Origin of the sequence: Bradyrhizobium arachidis (genome assembly GCF_015291705.1) — a bacterium.
Lineage (GTDB): Bacteria > Pseudomonadota > Alphaproteobacteria > Rhizobiales > Xanthobacteraceae > Bradyrhizobium > Bradyrhizobium arachidis.
In genome coordinates this window covers 1,710,983-1,727,517 of sequence record NZ_CP030050.1, presented here as the reverse complement: position 1 = coordinate 1,727,517, position 16,535 = coordinate 1,710,983, and the positions used below count along the sequence as shown (strand labels likewise).

The window sequence follows — 16,535 nt, the reverse complement described above, 5'->3', positions numbered from 1 at the left end:
TGCCCGTCGGGCACACCTTGCAGTGGAACGCTAGATCACTTCAGCTCGCTCAATGGGACAAAGGCCGCCGCCTTCTTAGGGTCTGCGGCGCCCTCCTTCAAAACCTTGAACACTCGCTGGTCGATCGGTGACGATGCCACGAAATCCGCATAGGCCCGCTCCAGCATCGCCTTGCACCGAGCTCTGATTTCCGGCTCTGCGGCACCAGCAAATTGCTCTTTTGCAAAGTATTGTCCCATGCGCTTTAAGATGTGAAGGCGCGCGACATTCACGATTTTAGGGTCGTAATCGACGCCAAGTAGCGAAAAAAAATCCTCCGCCGATGAGGCCTTGCTGAGCCGATCCAGGATACCGGCTGCCGGGGATGAGTTGATCATGAAAAATTCTCCTTCGATTAGCTCTGGACGGTAACTGCTGGCGGGATCAATGGCCAAACCACGATCGAGGCTGACGCTCGTCAGGATGGTCGCCGGACCGGAACTCAGCGCGAGAAGACGCCGATTGGCAGTGCGGGGCGGCTCGCCAATAGATAGGAGGTCACAGCATGTATGGCGGAACGGGAAGTAAGATCTGGAGATGAGATCGCGCCAGGGGATCTGACGTGCGAAAGCTGGACGCCGTGCGGGCCCATCAGCGATATCGGACGCCATCCTCGCGGCCCGTCTGTTTACGCAAACGCTGCTGGACACGGCTTTTCACGCGGGGTGGGTTGCCGGGCATCCGCACACGTCGCGCCAGATCGCCGCCACGGTTTCGCGCTCGACCGAGCGCTTGTGCTCGATGGCATATTTGCGGACTCGCGACAGAATCTGTCTGGCTTGATCGGCGTTGGCGACGAGCTGCAGTTCATCGAGTAACGCGGTGATCGCCCCAAGTCCGGAATGCTTGCCGATCACAAAGCGGTTGCAGCGGCCAAACAAAACGGGATCAAGCGATTGATAGGTGCGTTGATCCTTCAAAAGGCCAGCGACATGAATGCCGGATTCGTGCGTAAATACATGCTCTCCGACGATGGCCTTGTTCACAGGAATCGCACGTGCGGCGGCGGCTGCTACCACCGCGGCGACGTTCTCGAGCTCCGGGAGTATGATGCCAGTCTCGCGCCCGTAGAGCTGTTTGAGTGCGACCGCGATTTCCTCGAGCGGGGCATTTCCGGCCCGCTCGCCCAGCCCGATGACGGTCACTGAGGCGTGGCTCGCGCCGGCCTTGATAGCGGAGAGCGTGTTGGCGGTTGCGAGTCCGAGATCATCGTGACCGTGAAATTCGAGTTCGAGATCGGTGGTCGCACGCAAATTCCTGACCAGCACGTAGGTTGCGTCGGGATCGAGCACACTGAGCGTATCTGCAATACGAAAGCGACGCGCGCCCGCGGCTTTTGCAGTTGCCATCAGTCTGATGAGAAAATCGATGTCGGCGCGGGAGGAGTCCTCACCACCGACGGCGACCTCAAGTCCGCGCGCACAGGCATAGCCTACCAGGCGCTTCACCCGTTCCAGCGCCAGGTCGCGATGACCACCTAGCTTGGCCGCGATCTGGACGTCGGAGGTCGGGATCGACATATTGATCATGGACACCCTTGCTTCGATCGCCGCGTCGACATCCGATTCCCGCATCCGGCACCAGCCTATGGTGGTCAGCGGAAGATCTGCTTCGACAATGGTGCGAATGGCGGAGATCTCCTCGTTGCCCATCGCCGGCGTTCCCGCCTCGATCTCCGTGACTCCGGCCCGCGCCAGCGCCTGCGCGATCGCTAGCTTTTCCTCTGTGGTGAACGCAACGCCAGGTGCCTGCTCGCCGTCGCGTAATGTCGTGTCGTTGAGCACGGTGGGCTTGGCGCGCAACTGGTCGGACCAAGACGATTTTGCAGCGGCGCTAGCGGCAATCACGCGAGAGCTCCTCATTGTTTGACCTACCTAAGCTTCAGCAAATCGATTGTCGTAAATGCGACAGGCTCATGAAGCGGATGCCTTGCCTATTGCCCCGCCGAGTTCGAACTTTGGTGCAGTTCTACGGCAGGCCAGGATGTGAGAATTGTTGCGGAGCACTTGAGCCCGCTGCCTTGGACACATGGTCGCTCGCTCGAAACGGCGTCAGCCGCGCCCTCAGCCTTCCGCGCGGCTTACCAAATCCTACGAGGCTTTCTCCGATGATGGTGCGATCTCGGACCCTTGTGGCAGCTCAGATGGCCAGTCGCCGGCAACGACCGGCCGAGCGGCCTGCAACAGAAAATCGCGCCGGCGCTCGGCCATCCGGCTCTCACCGCTTTCTTCGCCGAAGCAAATGTTGAAGTCGTCACATTGGTTGCACACGGGTGTCGTGCACATCACGAGGCCTTCATTCTCGCAAAGCATGCGGTAGAAGAAGCGCTTCCAGCGCATATTGTTGACATTGCGCGCGGCGAGCGGCGCGAAATGGAGCCTCAGCAGCCGGGAGAGTTCGCCGCGATTGCGCAAGCCGAGAGCTTCCCACAGATGGCCTGGCTCAATGGCGCGCCGCGCTATCATGGCAGCCAGCCAGCGCCCAATATCCCGTTCCGTCGAGCGTTGCTTGAGCAAGAGATCGCGCAGCATTGCGATCTCTTCGTCCCCTTCGCACCTGAAAACCGAGAGCTGCTCCGCGAGCTTGATCTCAAGCGAGGGAAAGTACTGCTCCAGCAAGGCCGCCAGTTCAAGGCCGGACAGGCCGGCCTTCTCGGGAAGGGAGCCACCATCCATTGTGGCAGCCGCCAAGATAGACGCTAAGACATGGCAATCGAAATTGCTGTCAATGGCAATATCGGCATCTGCAGGAGGCACACCGGTGAGTAGGCGGTAGGTTGCAATTCCCCTGTGCATCTGACTGTTGGCCTCAACGGCACAATCAGCCATCAACGGAAGGAAGTGCGCTTCGGACATAATTTTGCGAGTTTCCACAATGGTCTGGCTTGCGCTGCCGCATCCTGGTTTTGATCAGGGTCGATCGTCAGAATGCCGGCCTCCCGGGATGGGCGGTGAGGGAGACCGGCATTCGTCGCGCGCCTTCGCAAGGCCGCGACTCGCGACCTTTACGAGGCCGCGAGTTCGGCGGCGGTCTTGCCGACGATGGATTCGTCCACGGGCTTCATAATGCCATGCTCCATCAGCATGTCCTCGAGCTCGTCCATGGAGATTGGAGTCGGGATGATGCCTTTGCCGCCATTTTTGTGAACCTTGGTCGCAAGATTGCGATAGTGATCGGCCTGCTTGGAATCGGGTGCATACTCGAGCACCGTCATGCGGCGTAACTCGGCATGCTGCACCACGTTGTCGCGCGGCACGAAGTAGATCAGCTGAGTGCCTAGCTTCTTGGCCAACGCTTCCGCCAGTTCCAGCTCCTTGTCGGTCTGCCGCTCATTGCAGATCAGACCGCCCAGCCGCACACCGCCAGAGTTTGCGTATTTCAGGATTCCCTTGGAAATATTGTTCGCGGCATACATAGCCATCATTTCACCGGACATCACGATATAGATTTCCTGCGCCTTGTTCTCGCGGATCGGCATCGCAAAGCCACCGCAAACGACGTCGCCGAGCACGTCATATGAGACATAGTCAATGTTTTCGTAGGCGCCGTTCTCCTCCAGGAAATTGATCGAGGTAATGACGCCGCGGCCGGCGCAGCCGACACCCGGCTCAGGACCACCAGACTCCACGCAGCGAATGTCCTTGTAGCCGACCTTCATTACGTCCTCGAGCTCGAGGTCCTCCACGCTGCCGGCACTCGCTGCAAGGCTCAAAATCGTGTCTTGCGCCTTGGCGTGCAAAATCAGGCGGGTCGAGTCCGCTTTCGGGTCGCACCCTACAATCAGGATTTTCTGGCCCATCTCAGCCAGCGCCGCCAGCGTGTTCTGCGAAGTGGTCGACTTGCCGATGCCGCCCTTCCCGTAGAACGCGATTTGTCTCAGTGAAGACATGTTGCTCTCCATCAACCGATTTGCCAAAGTTGCGCGCTTCTTGCGCGCGAGCTTGTTTCTCTCTCAGAAACGGGGCACACGGGTTTAGGGAAGGAGCACATCGCTCGTCTTACGCGTCGGCGTGCACTCAGCCCTCACTCAGTGTTGCTGCCGCTTCTTAGCAACCGCCGTGCCAACGCTTGACCGCGCTCCTTAACCTTCTGATTACGTTTCCGAAAACCAACTAGCTGGTGAGCAAGGTCCTGGCTGCTTTGGATCTAACAGGATCTGCGCGGCTGTCAGAAAACTAACAACGACTACAATCATCACCGCGAAAACACCGATTTGGCGCGCCTGTTCCGATGTCTTCAGTTGTGGAACGGAAGTTGCTCCGATCTCAGGATAGTGAATATGCCAGTCGGGCCCGAAACCTGGCGCACCAGCGGTGAGGTTGCATACATGGTACGGCGCTTGGTGCGCTGACTTTGAAGAAATTGAACGGGCTCCCGAAGCAGCCGCGGCTTGCCAATCGTTCAGCTCCAGCGCGCCTACATAGGTATATCGTGGCGACAATCATCTTCTATCAGAAGCCCGGCTGCGCCACTAACGCGCGCCAGATTCAAGCGCTGAAGTCCGCCGGCCCCGACGTGATAGCCCAAGACATCTTGAAGGAGCCATGGGATGGGGAGGAGTTACGTAGGTTCTTCGGCCATATGCCCGTCGGCTCCTGGTTGAACCGAGCTGCGGCACGTATCAAGTCAGGCGAAGTCAATCCCGATACTATCGACACGGAAAGCGCACTCGCATTGATGGTGGGCGATCCGCTCCTGATACGACGACTGCTGATCGACATAGGCGGGGCACGATTTGCCGGGCTCGATCATGAGTCCGCGCTGTCACTGCTTGGCCGCAAGACGCAAGAAAATCTCGAGGGATGCTTGCACGAAGCAAACCTCACGCGTTGTCCGCAGACCTGAGGAAACGAAGAAGCCTCCCCCAGGGCGCCTAACAAGCCAAAGATGACGCCTCCCACTCTCGGCTTTCTGCGGCTTCTTGAAGAGACCGGACTCTCCTGAATTGAATAACGATCAGAACAGATCTCGACGCTTCGCGGCCGTGATCCTTATGCAACTTAGCGGCATAATTGCGCTCTGCTCGCTCCATTTTGATCGGCATCAAATCTCCGCCATTAGCTTTGTGTGACAGAGATCTCGCGCGGCTCTTCGCGCGATTTTTTGGAATGGAGAATTCGATGAGAACAAGGAGAGTTCTGACGAGGGCATCACTCCTCGCGCTAGCAACCTCGTTGGCCAGCATCCCGGTACAGGCTGCAGATCTGGCCCGGGCGCCGATCTACTATAAAGCGCCCGCGATCGAACCCTTCAATCCATGGATGATCCGCCTGCGCGTGCTTGGCGTTTTGCCGGATACCGCAGGCAGCTCAGTCAGCGTCGCCGGGGCGCCCTCGCTGTCCTCACCAAGTTCTGGGCTTTCGATCAGCGATCAAGCCATACCCGAGCTCGACATCACCTACTTCTTCACGCCAAACGTTGCCGCCGAACTCATTCTTGGCGTGACCAGCCATCACATCAGCGGCAATGGCGCGCTGACTGGCCTCGATATCGGCAAAGCTTGGCTGTTGCCGCCAACATTGACCCTGCAATATCACTTCGCCGATCTCGGCGCGCTCAAGCCCTATATCGGCGCGGGCATCAACTACACCGCCTTCTTCAACCAATCGGCAGCCAATACGTCGCTCGGCGGTCTTGCCGTTACGGATTTGCGCATCAGCAACCAATTCGGCGCGGCGGTCCAATTCGGCTTCGATTACATGCTTGATCGTAACTGGGGCCTCAACTTTGACGTGAAGAAGCTATGGCTGCGGCCGGAGTACTCCGCGACCGTAAACAATTCGATTCCCGTCACCGGGCGAGCCAACATCGATCCATGGCTCGTCAGCGGCGGCGTCACTTACAAGTTCTGACGCTAGAACAGGACCAGAAAGAGAAATCCGCTTGATCAACCCGGACGCGGCGAGCTCATCCAGCGCGTCCCCTAACCTCACCGCAGTGCAAGCAGAGCGAGATGACGCGTCAAGGGCGCGTCATTTCGCAAAACGCCGGAGCCATTTGCAGCAAAGATCTTGCTGTGAGCTACGAATCGCGCGGCATGGAGTGACCGTACACAAACAGATTGACCTAGAATGCGCGCGTTGCAAAGGCGCCACTTGCCGATAGGGCCGGAGAAGAAGGGCGGCACGCGCGGAAACGTCAATGACTTGCTGTTCTCATCCGGGGCGTGATAGCTACGCTCAATCTCAGACGATCTGACCTCCGAGCGGCCAGCTCATCGCCGGACAAGCCGTCGATGCTTGCTAGCCCGGGCAAAGTGGCCGCTAATCGAGGCGTCTAGCTTCGCTTTAACACCATCACAAGGCGGTCGACACGTTTTCCCTGCTTGAGGTGGGAGTTTACAATTTCGTCAATATCCTCAGGCGTGATCGCGCGATACCACACTCCATCGGGATAGACGACCATCAAGGGACCAGAGTTACAAAAGCCAAGGCAGCCTGCCATCGTGAAGCCAATATCGTTGAGGCCCTCCGCTTCGATCGCCTTGGCCATTCGATCCCACAGGGCTTGCGCGCCGGAGGCGCCACAGCTGCCGTGCGGATGAGTTGGCGGACGCTGCGTGTTGCAGGCAAATACATGATGCCTATAAAGTTGAGGAAGCTCGAATTCAGTTTCTGTGTTCATGCGCCTATCCTGTGATCAATGTGCTTCATCTGAGAAGAGACAAGATGCGAGCACATCGCAACCCACAATCTCTTACGATTGAACGCCGCATCAACCGAGTGATGCTTATGATTCCCACTCGCGCTTGCCAAGGCGGGCAAAATGAACGAGCGCCATAGTGATTGTCGTCGCTGAAGATCAGCGATAGATATCTTCGCGTCCAGAGCAACCTCCTCGCTCAACTTCAACCTCTTCTGCTCTCATCACGATCTTTCTGCTCCCGCATCACTTGCTCACCATCCAACTTCTGTAAAGCAAGTTGCGCACCAGAAGCGTAACGTTCGTTTCTGCAACGAACCTTGCTTTGCGCCACTCATAATGATTGCGAAAGTTGCGACAAGGTCGTTCGCTACTGTCTCGGACACGACAAACCTCGCACTGCGTTTGACCTCCCGCTTCACCGTTCTGCAATTTGTACGCAGAAAAACCGAGAAGCTCGGTTATTTTTCCAGCTCTGCGCTATCAAATCTTGGAATGAGCAGCGATCTTCATGACCGTCAAGCCGCCTAGCGAGGAGCTCGAAAATCGTGCGGAGAATCGAGCGCCGTGTTCTGCCATGGGTGATCGGCTGGCCGCATTGACTGGCGCGAGCCCACAGCATCTTTTTCGCCCTGAAGCTTGACGCTGCGTCGCGCCGCTGCCCATCTATAGAGCTGCCGCGAGAGCCCAACGAGGCAGGGATGATCACCGAGTCACCTTTGAGGCTGCAGACCAGGCCGGTCGCAATTCCGATCGGCAGCACCGCTAAACCGCAACACATTGGGATCACGCTTTCATACGGCCGGTCAAGATGCGCTTGCAGTGGAGAATGCGGAACAACATGCACGTGCACATGAATGCATTTGCTCCTAACCAGTCCTAACCGCCGATGGTGTCGCCAATCGCTAAGAGCGTCGCACGAACCGCGGTTTGGCATGGCAGTTGCAGCGCAGGCAACAACGCCAGCTGCACCGGCCGGCCTTCTGACACAGGATCGTCGTTCCTCATCCCCCAAACGATCCTGTCAGTCTGGGTCCCGCCATTCTCCAAGCCCAGACGATGCCCTCGGCGAACTTCCAGCCGCCGAGGGCATTTCCCCTCAAACATATCGACAGCGATAGGAAGCGGGTCCCGCCTGCCGGCCTCAATTTGACGAGCCAGCGCAAGAGCAGCTTGTTGGTGCTGCGGAGGTCGCGGAGTGAAAGTTCGCAATCCGACGAGGTGGCCGTTTTGTCTCACCCAATCGAAAGCTGTGACTCGCGTCTACCAACGCTCACGAGTACAATGGCCTCATTCGAGGGCAAAGCGCCTCAGGCAGCTTGAGCACAACAAAGCGATAGGCCCGTTAGTCCGGATGGATCGTAATATCCATGGTCTCGTCGCTGTCCCCGAAGGGGTCGGCAAACCGATCGTCCTCCAGCAGCTTGACGCCGCACAGGCAGACGTCACCTTCGATCACGGCGAGCGCCACCAGCTCAAGCGATTGTCCGTCACAGGGGCCGCCGATGCACATCCCAGTGTCGATCTCGAATCTCGCTCCGTGCCGGCCGCATCTAAGAAAGGAGCGGTCCGCCGAGAAAAACGTACCGGAGCCGATGTTCAGCCAGACGCTCTCATGCGGACAACGATTCACGTAACCAAAATAGTCATTGCCGGAGGTGCGCACCACAATAACCGGAAACGGCCGGCTCTCGCCCCTATCGTCAATCCGCGACAGGCTAAAGCTCATGGCCCCACTCCGCTCGATGGCATCGGCCGGACAGACGACAAAAACCTCGATCTGACCACTCACCAGGTTAGCGATTATAGGTTCGCTCATCCCGGCCTCGCAGTTTCCTGCTTGAAGGCTTCGATCGCAGTTCGGCTCAGTTGAAAAATCCCACGACCACGAGCGAGCGCTCGATAGGCGGAGCTGGCACGGGTGTTGAGGACGTCAAACCACTGGTTCGGCGTGAGCTTCGCCGGACGCTCGCTGATTTGGATCACCCTTCCGTTCGGAGCGAAGCGGACGTGGATGATGACTTGTTGCGAGTTCATACCGATCCCCCGTTTTGGTAACTCTAAAGATCCTGAGCGGAGACTCTCGACTTTGATGTGCTTGGCTTTGGGCACCTTGACGCGTAGGCTCTCAAGCCGCGCCTTGGACGCGCCGCCTTCTCTGCTATCGAGCAGGTCTTCTTCGCGCTCGCTAGGAGCATTTCTCTTGCGGTCTTAAGTCGAGTGCATACCTCCAGCGGCATGCGGCACGCTTCCGGCATGTGGGGCACGATGCATCCGACAACGCTGCCACAAAAACGATCCTCGGTCCGTTGCTCATCTCTTGCGATGAGACCTACCACGCTCATCGCAACTTCAACCCTCGTTCTTCCGTGTCGTGGATGACAATCATCTTAGTAAATCGCGGCACCCGCTCCCACGTTTATCGACGCATCATTCATGGTCTCGACGATAAACTCGATCTGCTTGTTCGTGAGATGGGTGTGAAACGGAAGCGCAAGAGCGCGATCTGCTATTTTTTCCGCAACCAGGAAATCGCAACGCCGATAGCCAAAGTCAAAGTAGTGGCGCTGCAAGTGCAGCGGTTGGCTATAGGCGGCGGATTCAATCTGCGCGCCGCGCAGATCTTCGATAATGGCGTCGCGCCCCGATCGCGTGAAGCGCGTCCCCAGATGAACGAGATAAAGCAACCAGTTCACCTCGGTTACATCAGGGCCAACATAAGGCGGCTTGATGCCCTCAAATGATTGCATATGCGCGTTATAGAGCTGCTCGACGAACCGACGGCGCTCCAGGATTTCATCGAGACGTTTGAGCTGCGCTAGGCCCAAGGCAGCCGTGAGATCGCTCATGCCAGCCTGATAAGGTGCCGTGCTACCGACGACAACGGAAAAGCGCTCGTCCACGCGATGGGCGCGATGGCGACGCAAGCCGAGCGCGATGTCGATATCCTCGGTCACCACCATTGCGCCTTCGCCACAGGTCAGGGCCACCGGCTGAGCAAAGTCGAACACCGCGGTGTCGCCAAAGCGGCCGACGAGCTCACCCTTGTAGCTCGATCCGATCGCCTCGGTGGAATCCTCCAAAAGCAGCAGCTGATGGCGCTGCGCGACCGCGCGCAGCTCCGACCACGGCGCTGGATGACCGTTGGGATTGCCGGCGACAATCGCCCGCGTGTTGGCCGTGATGCGCTCTTCGGCCTTCGCTGGGACTAATGCTCCCGACCAATAGTCGATATCTGCAAATACCGCTCGTGCGCCTGCGAGACTGATGGCATGCACGGTCTCACGAAAGGAGTAGGGAGAGGCGATAACCTCGTGCCCGGGGCCAATGCCGAGCGCCCTCAGCGTAAGGAGGAGCCCTATGGTACCACTCGAGACCGCAACAGCATATTTGCGACCAAGATAGGCGGCGAAAGCGTGCTCAAACGCCTCAGTAGTCCGCCCGTTGGAGATTTGCGGCGAACACAGCAGCGTTTCAACGGCAGAGAGCTCGGCGAAGGTGATATCAGGATCGGAAAGTGGAATGAATGATGTATTCTCCTCCACAGTGAGCGCGCCATCAAGCCGATACTCTGCTAGTGCAGTGCTCACCGCTCAACATTCCTTTTGGCCAATACGATGCCGGTGGCCCGCGTCGGATCGGCCGTAATCTGCACGCAGTGGTCCGATCCATCGATCAGATGAAGGTCGAAACGCGGAAACTGCCGAAACGGCTGATCCGCCACATCCGACGCATCACAGCGCACCCAAGCAAGTTGCGGAAAGCGGCGGCGCAGCTCGACAAACGGACCCATCTCGGCGCCCTCGGCTGCAAGCAGCCGCTCAATTTCGATCACTTCCTCCGCGGTGAGCGCCATCGTGGCTCCTCTTTGACTCCTAAAAGGCGGGTCTTCATTGCCAAAACAGACGCTCCGGATCCGCGTTCAATTCGTCGATTGCAGAAGTCAACCGATGGCAAAGGCTGTAAAATTCCCAGATTCCTCGCGCGTGGTTCTTGCGAAACAGCTTCCAGACCCCGCACACGGTATCATAAAGAATCAGCGCGACATCGATGAGAGCGCCATCCTTGTTGACGTTGCGCGAGCAACATGGGCTCTCGACGAGGTAGCCGCCCCTCACCGGCGTCACGTTCGGCGAGACGTAGAGATAGCGCCTGCGTGAGCTCAAGCCGCGCTCGATCCGTTTTCGATCGAGCTCGTTGGGGTGGGGCACCAGCCCGGCTTTTATCTTTCTCATCAGCGCAGCATTCATGGCGAACGCCTCCATTCAAAGCACTGTGATTTCTTCCTTAGACAGCCGATGAGCAGCTGCTTACCAAACTCGACAGCGTAGATCGGCACGTTCGCTTCGGTATTGATCGCGACGTTGATGATCTCTCCGCTCGCTCCGGCGGCGAGCAAGACTCCCTCGGGCTCTGTATCGGGAAATGAGTGGTCGTTAACGAGGTCGACTGCGGTCTTGGCCCGCTCGCCACGCCAATATTTTGGAAAGCCGCGCTGCGTCATGACTCCTCCGGCAACGGCAGATCATCGACCTCCGCGCAGGTGTCCACCGGCTCCAGTTCCCTGCGCTTCATGCCAACCCGGTAGCCGCCTTCCAGATATTCGACGCCGTAGATGTAGAATTGCTGCAGAAACGTGCCGATCGATACGACGTAACCCACCTCTCCCTTCTTGACGAGAACGTCGCCAATCTCCTTGCCGCGATAGGTGCCATCATTGCGGATGGTGCGATTGGCTCGCACCTTTTCGCCAAAGCTGAAGGCAGGCGGCTCGGTGAGCTCGACGACGTCGCTGTCCCGAACGATGCTGTTCATGTATCGCTCCTCATGCTGCGCTCCTTTGGAGATGCGGGGAGCCGCCGCGCCTACCGCAGGCAAGATCCTGCATCATTTCATGATCGCGCGGCATCGCTAGTTACATCGACGATGGCAGCCCTGGCGAGAACGCCGCTCTCGGCAGCGCGAACCGCCTTTGCACCACCGCGCGGAATGAAATGCCCGCCAAGGCCGTGCTGCCGACCAGCTACAGCACGAACGCACGGCAATCCAGCGCAGTCCTCGTCCGTGATGGAGGACCGAACGTCGGCGCCTGCGCCGCCGCCAACGCGCAGCACGTAGCTAATGACGCTTTCTGAACCAGCTATTGGCATGCCACTCATGGGCCTCACGCTTTAAGCTGGCGCCTGGTAGCGAGGCAAGGATGTGTCAACCACGCAGGTGTTGTCGACCGGACAGGCGGCGACACATTGCGGCTCGTCGAAATGGCCAACACATTCAGTGCATTTCGCTGCTTCAATGACGAAGCTCCCCCCTTCTCCGAGATGGCATCGTTCGGGCATAAGGGTTCACAGGCTGAGCAGCTCGTACACTGCGAGGCGACAATCTTGAACGGCACATATTCCCCCTTTACGCTGCAGAGATCCCAGATCCTTGCCGGATCGCGGCGCCGCCGCGCTGCACGTGCTGGATCTCCCCGCGTTTCACCTTGTCCAGATAGGATTTGAACCAGGCGATCGCCGACTTCTCAATGAACTCATGGGCGTATTGATCGACGGGCTCGATCCCCGCCTCGATCAGTTTGCTTTTCGGGCAGCCGCCGATCTTGGACACGAAGACCGCATGGCAATCATGGATGCCCCCCATGATGGCGGAAAGCCTGTTCTCCTCGCCATAACCACCCTGGCAGTAAACGTCCACGCGGCGGTAGCCGACGAATTTGGCGCCGGATGTAGAAAGTTCGTAAACCTGGAATTCCTTTGCATGCCCAAAGTGCTCGTTGATCAACCCCGAGCCCTTGGTTGCGACGGCCACTAGAAGAGTGATCGCGCTCCTCTCTCCGGCACATTCGGCAAGCTCCTTTTGGCCGGCCGCGACTTTGGCGGCACGCTCACGGTCTACCCTGCTCTGATATTCCTTGCGCACGTCTAAGTCATATTGGACGTCCATTTTCATGACCTGATCGGTGGTGAACTCTGCGCTGCGATCCTCCCCGAGTAGACCGACCGCATCGGCGCGGCACTGGCGGCAATGCCGCATCATTTTTATCTCCCCTTCACAAGCATCTTGCAGCGCCTTCAATTCCCACGCAGTCGGTCCGCGCTGACCGTTGAGGCCAAATACGGTGCCGTGCTCGGGCGCGGAGATCAGTGGCATGATATTGTGAAGGAAGGCACCGCGCGACTTCACCGCCTTGTTGACCTCGACCAAGTGGCGGTCGTTGATGTTCGGGATCATCACCGAGTTGACCTTGCACAGGATACCTCGTTCGCTAAGCATCTCGAGGCCTTGCAGCTGGCGATCGGTAAGTATTCTTGCCGCGTCGATGCCGGTGTAGCGCTTGTGGTTGAAGAAGATCCACGGATAGATCTTGGCGCCGATTTCGGGATCGATCGTGTTGATAGTGATGGTGACGTGGTCAACTTTGGACCTAGCGATGGTATCAATATGGTCCGGCAGAGCCAGTCCGTTGGTTGACAAACAAAGCTTGATGTCTGGAGCCGCCTTGGCGACCAGCTCGAAGGTCTTGAACGTCTTTGCCGGATTGGCCAGGGGGTCGCCGGGACCAGCGATGCCAAGGACCGTCATCTGCGGAATGGCGGTCGCGACCGCGAGCACTTTTCTTACCGCCTGCTCGGGCGTGAGCTTCTCGCTTACCACACCTGGACGCGATTCATTGGTGCAGTCGTATTTTCGATTGCAGTAATTGCACTGGATGTTGCAGGCAGGCGCGACCGCGACATGCATGCGAGCGTAATGATGATGCGCTTCTTCGCTGTAGCAGGGATGGTTCTTGACCTTTTCCCAGATTTCGATCGGCAGATCGCCTTGCCCTGCCTGCGAGCCGCAGCTCGCCTGCCCGGTGTTGGCGGAAGCGCGGCAGCCCTTATGCTCGGCGGCGGACTTCATCTTGCCGCCATCCACTGCAGCTTTGACATATTTTCCGCGTCCCACGACCGCGTTCATTTTCATTTTTCCCTTCAGGCACTATCGGCCCCCAAGACCATCCGTGAGCCAGCCTCAAGAAGCTGGGTAGCAACTTGCATGCCATGGCGGAGACGATGAAATTGCAGCCATACGCCCACGAATTGGCGGAAACGATGGGCGCTGACTCATGTAAGAACATGCAATGATGCGCTTGTTGTCAATGCGACAGATACGTCGTCATTCTCACGCAGCGCTTCCTGGTTTGCGCATTCATTCTCGCGCTGAGCTCACCGGAACCCGGCTCCATCTGAACGGATCTTCTCGCGTTGCGGCTCTCGCAAATAACTCGACACGAGCTGGGGGATTCGGGCTTCACAAGGACGCTAATGCGTGATCAGTATCTCAACCGCGCAAGGGAGCCCGGTCGCAAGCGGTGTAAGGCCTTGCTCGAGAAGCTCGTTGCGAGAGAGCGCGTCCGGGATCCACGATCGCATAGTGGGTGTCGGCCGAGCGCTTGATGATCTGCCGGGCATACCTACGCAAGGGCTGATCGTTGAAGCGACAGCCGATGAAGAAAAAGGTCTGTCCGGTGTGCGCCTTTCCTTGATGATGTCCGGAATTGGTGTCTGAATGTCGATTTCGGTCAACGCCTCGACATGTGTGCGTCGGAAATAAGGAAGTTGTTGGCCGGCTGCACGCTGCCATGCGGCTTGTACAACACCGTCGCCGAGCTGCCGGCCACAGCACTGACGACCTCTTGGCCAAATGAATCGTAAAAGCGATACCAGCAATTCTCGTCAATGGCGATGCGGGTGATACCCTGCACTTCGCCCTATCCATCGCACTCACCCAGCACGTCCGCATAGCGGCATCATACCACGGGTCGACTACGACGGGCAGGGACAGGGACGCAAGATGATGGTGCAAACGCGTCGGCTCGACTGGCCGAGCGAAGGCCTGCGTCATCAATGCCGTCATGGCGGACGGTGTTTGCTGATCTCGATATGCTGCGCCCACGCATTGTCGCTAGCCCGCCGCGGCGGCGTAACCTCGCTCGCGAAGAAGCTGGCCAACGCCTCTGGCGTGGTCGGCATATCGGATCTGCACGATTCGGCGAGGCCAGGACCGAGATAGGGAATGGCGCGCGCGGCCCTCAACCCGGCAGCGATGTCCACGAGCTCGCCTTTGCATCGGCACCATCGACAAAGTCGATCAGTGGGGGCGCCTTCACGGATCGTCCCCCTTCCCGCCCCGTTTTTTAGCGTTAATTGTGATCGGTAACGGTGTGCCGCTCGGCATCTCAGGCAGATCAAGCACCCAGCCATTAGCTACTTTGATCCAGCCGCCCCATAGCGTCTCGTACTCCGATTCAACGATTGGCTCTTCGAGATCCTTTTTTGGCACGTAGATCGACAGGCCCGCGTCCGGAGACCGGCGGATCATGATTTTCACGAGGTCTACTCCCTGACTGCGACGGGGGAGGTGGCGCGCAGGCGAGCCACGATGTCGGACACTGCGCACACGACCTCATCGACCTCCGCGACAGAGGTTTCACGCGACAGGGAAAAGCGCACGACGCCGTGCATCCGCCAGTGCGGCACCTGCATGGCACGCAGAACATGCGATGGCTGAATGGAGCCGGAGTTGCAGGCGGATCCGAGCGACACAGCGATGCCTGCCCGATCGAGATGGTGGGCGATGGCTTCGCCTTCGAGATTGTCGAAGGCAATATTGGTCGTGTTCGCTAACCGATTGCCGGTGTCGCCGAGCACAACGCACTCGCCACTCTTCAAGATTCCCTGTTCAAGACGGTCGCGCAAAGCGCCAATGCGAACGCGTTCGGGTTCAAGCCGCTCCGCCGCAAGCTCGGCGGCTTTTCCCAGGCCGACAATGCCGGGAATATTCTCAGTCCCGCCTCGGCGCCCTCGTTCCTGTGATCCGCCGCAGATCAGCGGCCGGAATTTTGTTCCTCTGCGCAGATATAGCGCGCCGGTCCCCTTGGGGCCGTGCAGTTTGTGCCCGGATAGCGACAGCATGTCGATCGCACTGTCCCTCAGGTTCACGCACACCTTACCGATGGCCTGGACCGCATCAGTGTGAAACAGCGCGCCGGCCTCCCGGGCCAACCCGGCCAGAAACTCCACGGGAAACATCGTTCCGGTCTCGTTGTTGGCCCACATAACGGAGGCAATCGCTGTGCGTGGCCCGACTGCGCCGCGAAACGCCTCGATGTCGAGCCGGCCGCGGGAATCTACGGGCACGATGTGCGTCTTGACTCCTCTTGTCTCCAATTGCTCGGTTAGCGCAAGAATGGCGGAGTGCTCTACTGCCGTGGTGACAATCTCGTCGCGGTCTTCGTGTGTCGCAAGCGCAGAGAGGATCGCGGCATTATTAGCCTCGGTCCCTCCCGAGGTAAAAACGATCTCATGATCGCATGCGTTCCCTAGCATGATACGCAAGCTACGCCGGGCCTGCCTCACAGCAACTGCGACCTCGCTGCCAAACGCATGCGTGGACGATGCATTTCCGAACTTCTCGGTGAAAAACGGCAACATGGCTTGCACGACGGATGGATCGGTCCGAGTCGTTGCATTGTTATCGAGGTAAATCAGCATTGGATTTTCGCTCAATCCGCCACCTCGCCTGCAGCCACGACGGGGATCAGGCGACCCAATTCGTCGCGTTTATCGACAAGCCGCGCCTGAATACCTTTCAGCGTCACGCTCGAAAGCTTACACAACGTGCGGGCAGCGGACAGCCTGACCATGACCCTACTGCGATTGATCCCGATCAGGTGACAGTCGCGATCATCGCGTCTCAGATTGGGTCGGATCTCTTCGATAGCGCCGCGAATGCGGCGCTCTCGGCCTGTCGCAATGGGCGACGATTGCCTCAGTTGTTCCGGTTGGGCCGGCATGCTTCGATGTCCT

Annotated in this window: 20 protein-coding genes and 1 pseudogene; 2 read left to right on the top strand and 19 right to left on the bottom strand. The window is 58.5% G+C overall.

Annotated elements, in window-relative coordinates; all coding sequences use genetic code 11:
* Nucleotides 1-35: 35 nt before the first annotated feature.
* The 4 genes from nifW to nifH form a co-directional block, all read right to left on the bottom strand.
* Nucleotides 36-377, bottom strand: coding sequence for a nitrogenase stabilizing/protective protein NifW (gene nifW / locus WN72_RS08420; protein WP_092218295.1), 342 nt, complete (start codon nucleotides 375-377; stop codon nucleotides 36-38).
* 318 nt (nucleotides 378-695) lie between these two features.
* Nucleotides 696-1,886: a homocitrate synthase gene (gene nifV / locus WN72_RS08415; protein ID WP_430640385.1), complete on the bottom strand. Its 1,191-nt coding sequence runs from the start codon at nucleotides 1,884-1,886 to the stop codon at nucleotides 696-698.
* Between the two features lie 243 nt (nucleotides 1,887-2,129).
* Nucleotides 2,130-2,894, bottom strand: coding sequence for a nitrogen fixation protein NifQ (locus WN72_RS08410; RefSeq protein ID WP_194482998.1), 765 nt, complete (start codon nucleotides 2,892-2,894; stop codon nucleotides 2,130-2,132).
* A 149-nt stretch (nucleotides 2,895-3,043) separates the two neighbouring features.
* Entirely contained in the window at nucleotides 3,044-3,928 is an 885-nt protein-coding gene (gene nifH / locus WN72_RS08405; protein WP_092218329.1) for a nitrogenase iron protein, read from the bottom strand.
* A 542-nt stretch (nucleotides 3,929-4,470) separates the two neighbouring features.
* Here nifH and WN72_RS08400 point away from each other — a divergent pair.
* Nucleotides 4,471-4,884, top strand: coding sequence for a thioredoxin domain-containing protein (locus WN72_RS08400; RefSeq protein WP_092218296.1), 414 nt, complete (start codon nucleotides 4,471-4,473; stop codon nucleotides 4,882-4,884).
* 263 nt (nucleotides 4,885-5,147) lie between these two features.
* Nucleotides 5,148-5,891, top strand: a complete 744-nt coding sequence (locus WN72_RS08395) for an OmpW/AlkL family protein (RefSeq protein WP_194482997.1) — start codon at nucleotides 5,148-5,150, stop codon at nucleotides 5,889-5,891.
* A gap of 424 nt (nucleotides 5,892-6,315) precedes the next feature.
* On the opposite strand, the gene WN72_RS08390 is transcribed toward WN72_RS08395, so the two are convergent.
* The 15 genes and pseudogenes from WN72_RS08390 to WN72_RS08325 all read right to left on the bottom strand — a co-directional run bounded on the left by WN72_RS08390 (nucleotide 6,316) and on the right by WN72_RS08325 (nucleotide 16,522).
* Nucleotides 6,316-6,663, bottom strand: a complete 348-nt coding sequence (locus WN72_RS08390) for a (2Fe-2S) ferredoxin domain-containing protein (RefSeq protein ID WP_092218297.1) — start codon at nucleotides 6,661-6,663, stop codon at nucleotides 6,316-6,318.
* A gap of 1,363 nt (nucleotides 6,664-8,026) precedes the next feature.
* The gene (locus WN72_RS08385) at nucleotides 8,027-8,500 is read right to left on the bottom strand and encodes a Rieske (2Fe-2S) protein (RefSeq protein WP_194482996.1); all 474 of its coding nucleotides are present in this window, start codon (nucleotides 8,498-8,500) and stop codon (nucleotides 8,027-8,029) included.
* Nucleotides 8,497-8,718 carry a hypothetical protein gene (locus WN72_RS08380; RefSeq protein WP_027563343.1) on the bottom strand — a complete coding sequence of 74 codons (222 nt, stop codon included), beginning with the start codon at nucleotides 8,716-8,718 and terminating at the stop codon, nucleotides 8,497-8,499. Before WN72_RS08380 ends, WN72_RS08385 begins: the two co-directional genes overlap by 4 nt.
* 353 nt (nucleotides 8,719-9,071) lie before the next feature.
* On the bottom strand, nucleotides 9,072-10,226 hold the full coding sequence (locus WN72_RS08375) for a DegT/DnrJ/EryC1/StrS family aminotransferase (protein WP_092218332.1): 1,155 nt from the start codon (nucleotides 10,224-10,226) through the stop codon (nucleotides 9,072-9,074).
* Between the two features lie 41 nt (nucleotides 10,227-10,267).
* Nucleotides 10,268-10,537, bottom strand: a complete 270-nt coding sequence (locus WN72_RS08370; protein ID WP_027563341.1) for a DUF6129 family protein — start codon at nucleotides 10,535-10,537, stop codon at nucleotides 10,268-10,270.
* A gap of 34 nt (nucleotides 10,538-10,571) precedes the next feature.
* Nucleotides 10,572-10,931, bottom strand: coding sequence for a DUF3024 domain-containing protein (locus WN72_RS08365; protein WP_027563340.1), 360 nt, complete (start codon nucleotides 10,929-10,931; stop codon nucleotides 10,572-10,574).
* On the bottom strand, nucleotides 10,928-11,185 hold the full coding sequence (locus WN72_RS08360; protein ID WP_092218298.1) for a nitrogen fixation protein NifZ: 258 nt from the start codon (nucleotides 11,183-11,185) through the stop codon (nucleotides 10,928-10,930). Before WN72_RS08360 ends, WN72_RS08365 begins: the two co-directional genes overlap by 4 nt.
* Complete coding sequence (locus tag WN72_RS08355) at nucleotides 11,182-11,496, bottom strand: nitrogen fixation protein NifZ (RefSeq protein ID WP_092218299.1); 315 nt, start codon at nucleotides 11,494-11,496, stop codon at nucleotides 11,182-11,184. The genes WN72_RS08360 and WN72_RS08355 overlap by 4 nt, the downstream gene beginning before the upstream one ends.
* Before the next feature lie 356 nt (nucleotides 11,497-11,852).
* Nucleotides 11,853-12,076, bottom strand: a pseudogene (locus tag WN72_RS08350) (4Fe-4S binding protein).
* A gap of 11 nt (nucleotides 12,077-12,087) precedes the next feature.
* Nucleotides 12,088-13,644: a nitrogenase cofactor biosynthesis protein NifB gene (gene nifB / locus WN72_RS08345; protein WP_167381044.1), complete on the bottom strand. Its 1,557-nt coding sequence runs from the start codon at nucleotides 13,642-13,644 to the stop codon at nucleotides 12,088-12,090.
* A 363-nt stretch (nucleotides 13,645-14,007) separates the two neighbouring features.
* Nucleotides 14,008-14,310: an SIR2 family protein gene (locus tag WN72_RS46675; protein ID WP_244553899.1), complete on the bottom strand. Its 303-nt coding sequence runs from the start codon at nucleotides 14,308-14,310 to the stop codon at nucleotides 14,008-14,010.
* Complete coding sequence (locus WN72_RS46670) at nucleotides 14,249-14,431, bottom strand: hypothetical protein (protein ID WP_244553901.1); 183 nt, start codon at nucleotides 14,429-14,431, stop codon at nucleotides 14,249-14,251. Before WN72_RS46670 ends, WN72_RS46675 begins: the two co-directional genes overlap by 62 nt.
* 401 nt (nucleotides 14,432-14,832) lie before the next feature.
* Nucleotides 14,833-15,057, bottom strand: a complete 225-nt coding sequence (gene nifT / locus WN72_RS08335) for a putative nitrogen fixation protein NifT (protein ID WP_092218300.1) — start codon at nucleotides 15,055-15,057, stop codon at nucleotides 14,833-14,835.
* 5 nt (nucleotides 15,058-15,062) lie between these two features.
* On the bottom strand, nucleotides 15,063-16,235 hold the full coding sequence (gene nifS / locus WN72_RS08330; protein ID WP_092218301.1) for a cysteine desulfurase NifS: 1,173 nt from the start codon (nucleotides 16,233-16,235) through the stop codon (nucleotides 15,063-15,065).
* Nucleotides 16,232-16,522 (bottom strand): NifU family protein, encoded by a 291-nt coding sequence (locus WN72_RS08325; RefSeq protein ID WP_092218302.1) that lies wholly within the window; start codon nucleotides 16,520-16,522, stop codon nucleotides 16,232-16,234. The genes nifS and WN72_RS08325 overlap by 4 nt, the downstream gene beginning before the upstream one ends.
* Between the last annotated feature and the right edge of the window lie 13 nt (nucleotides 16,523-16,535).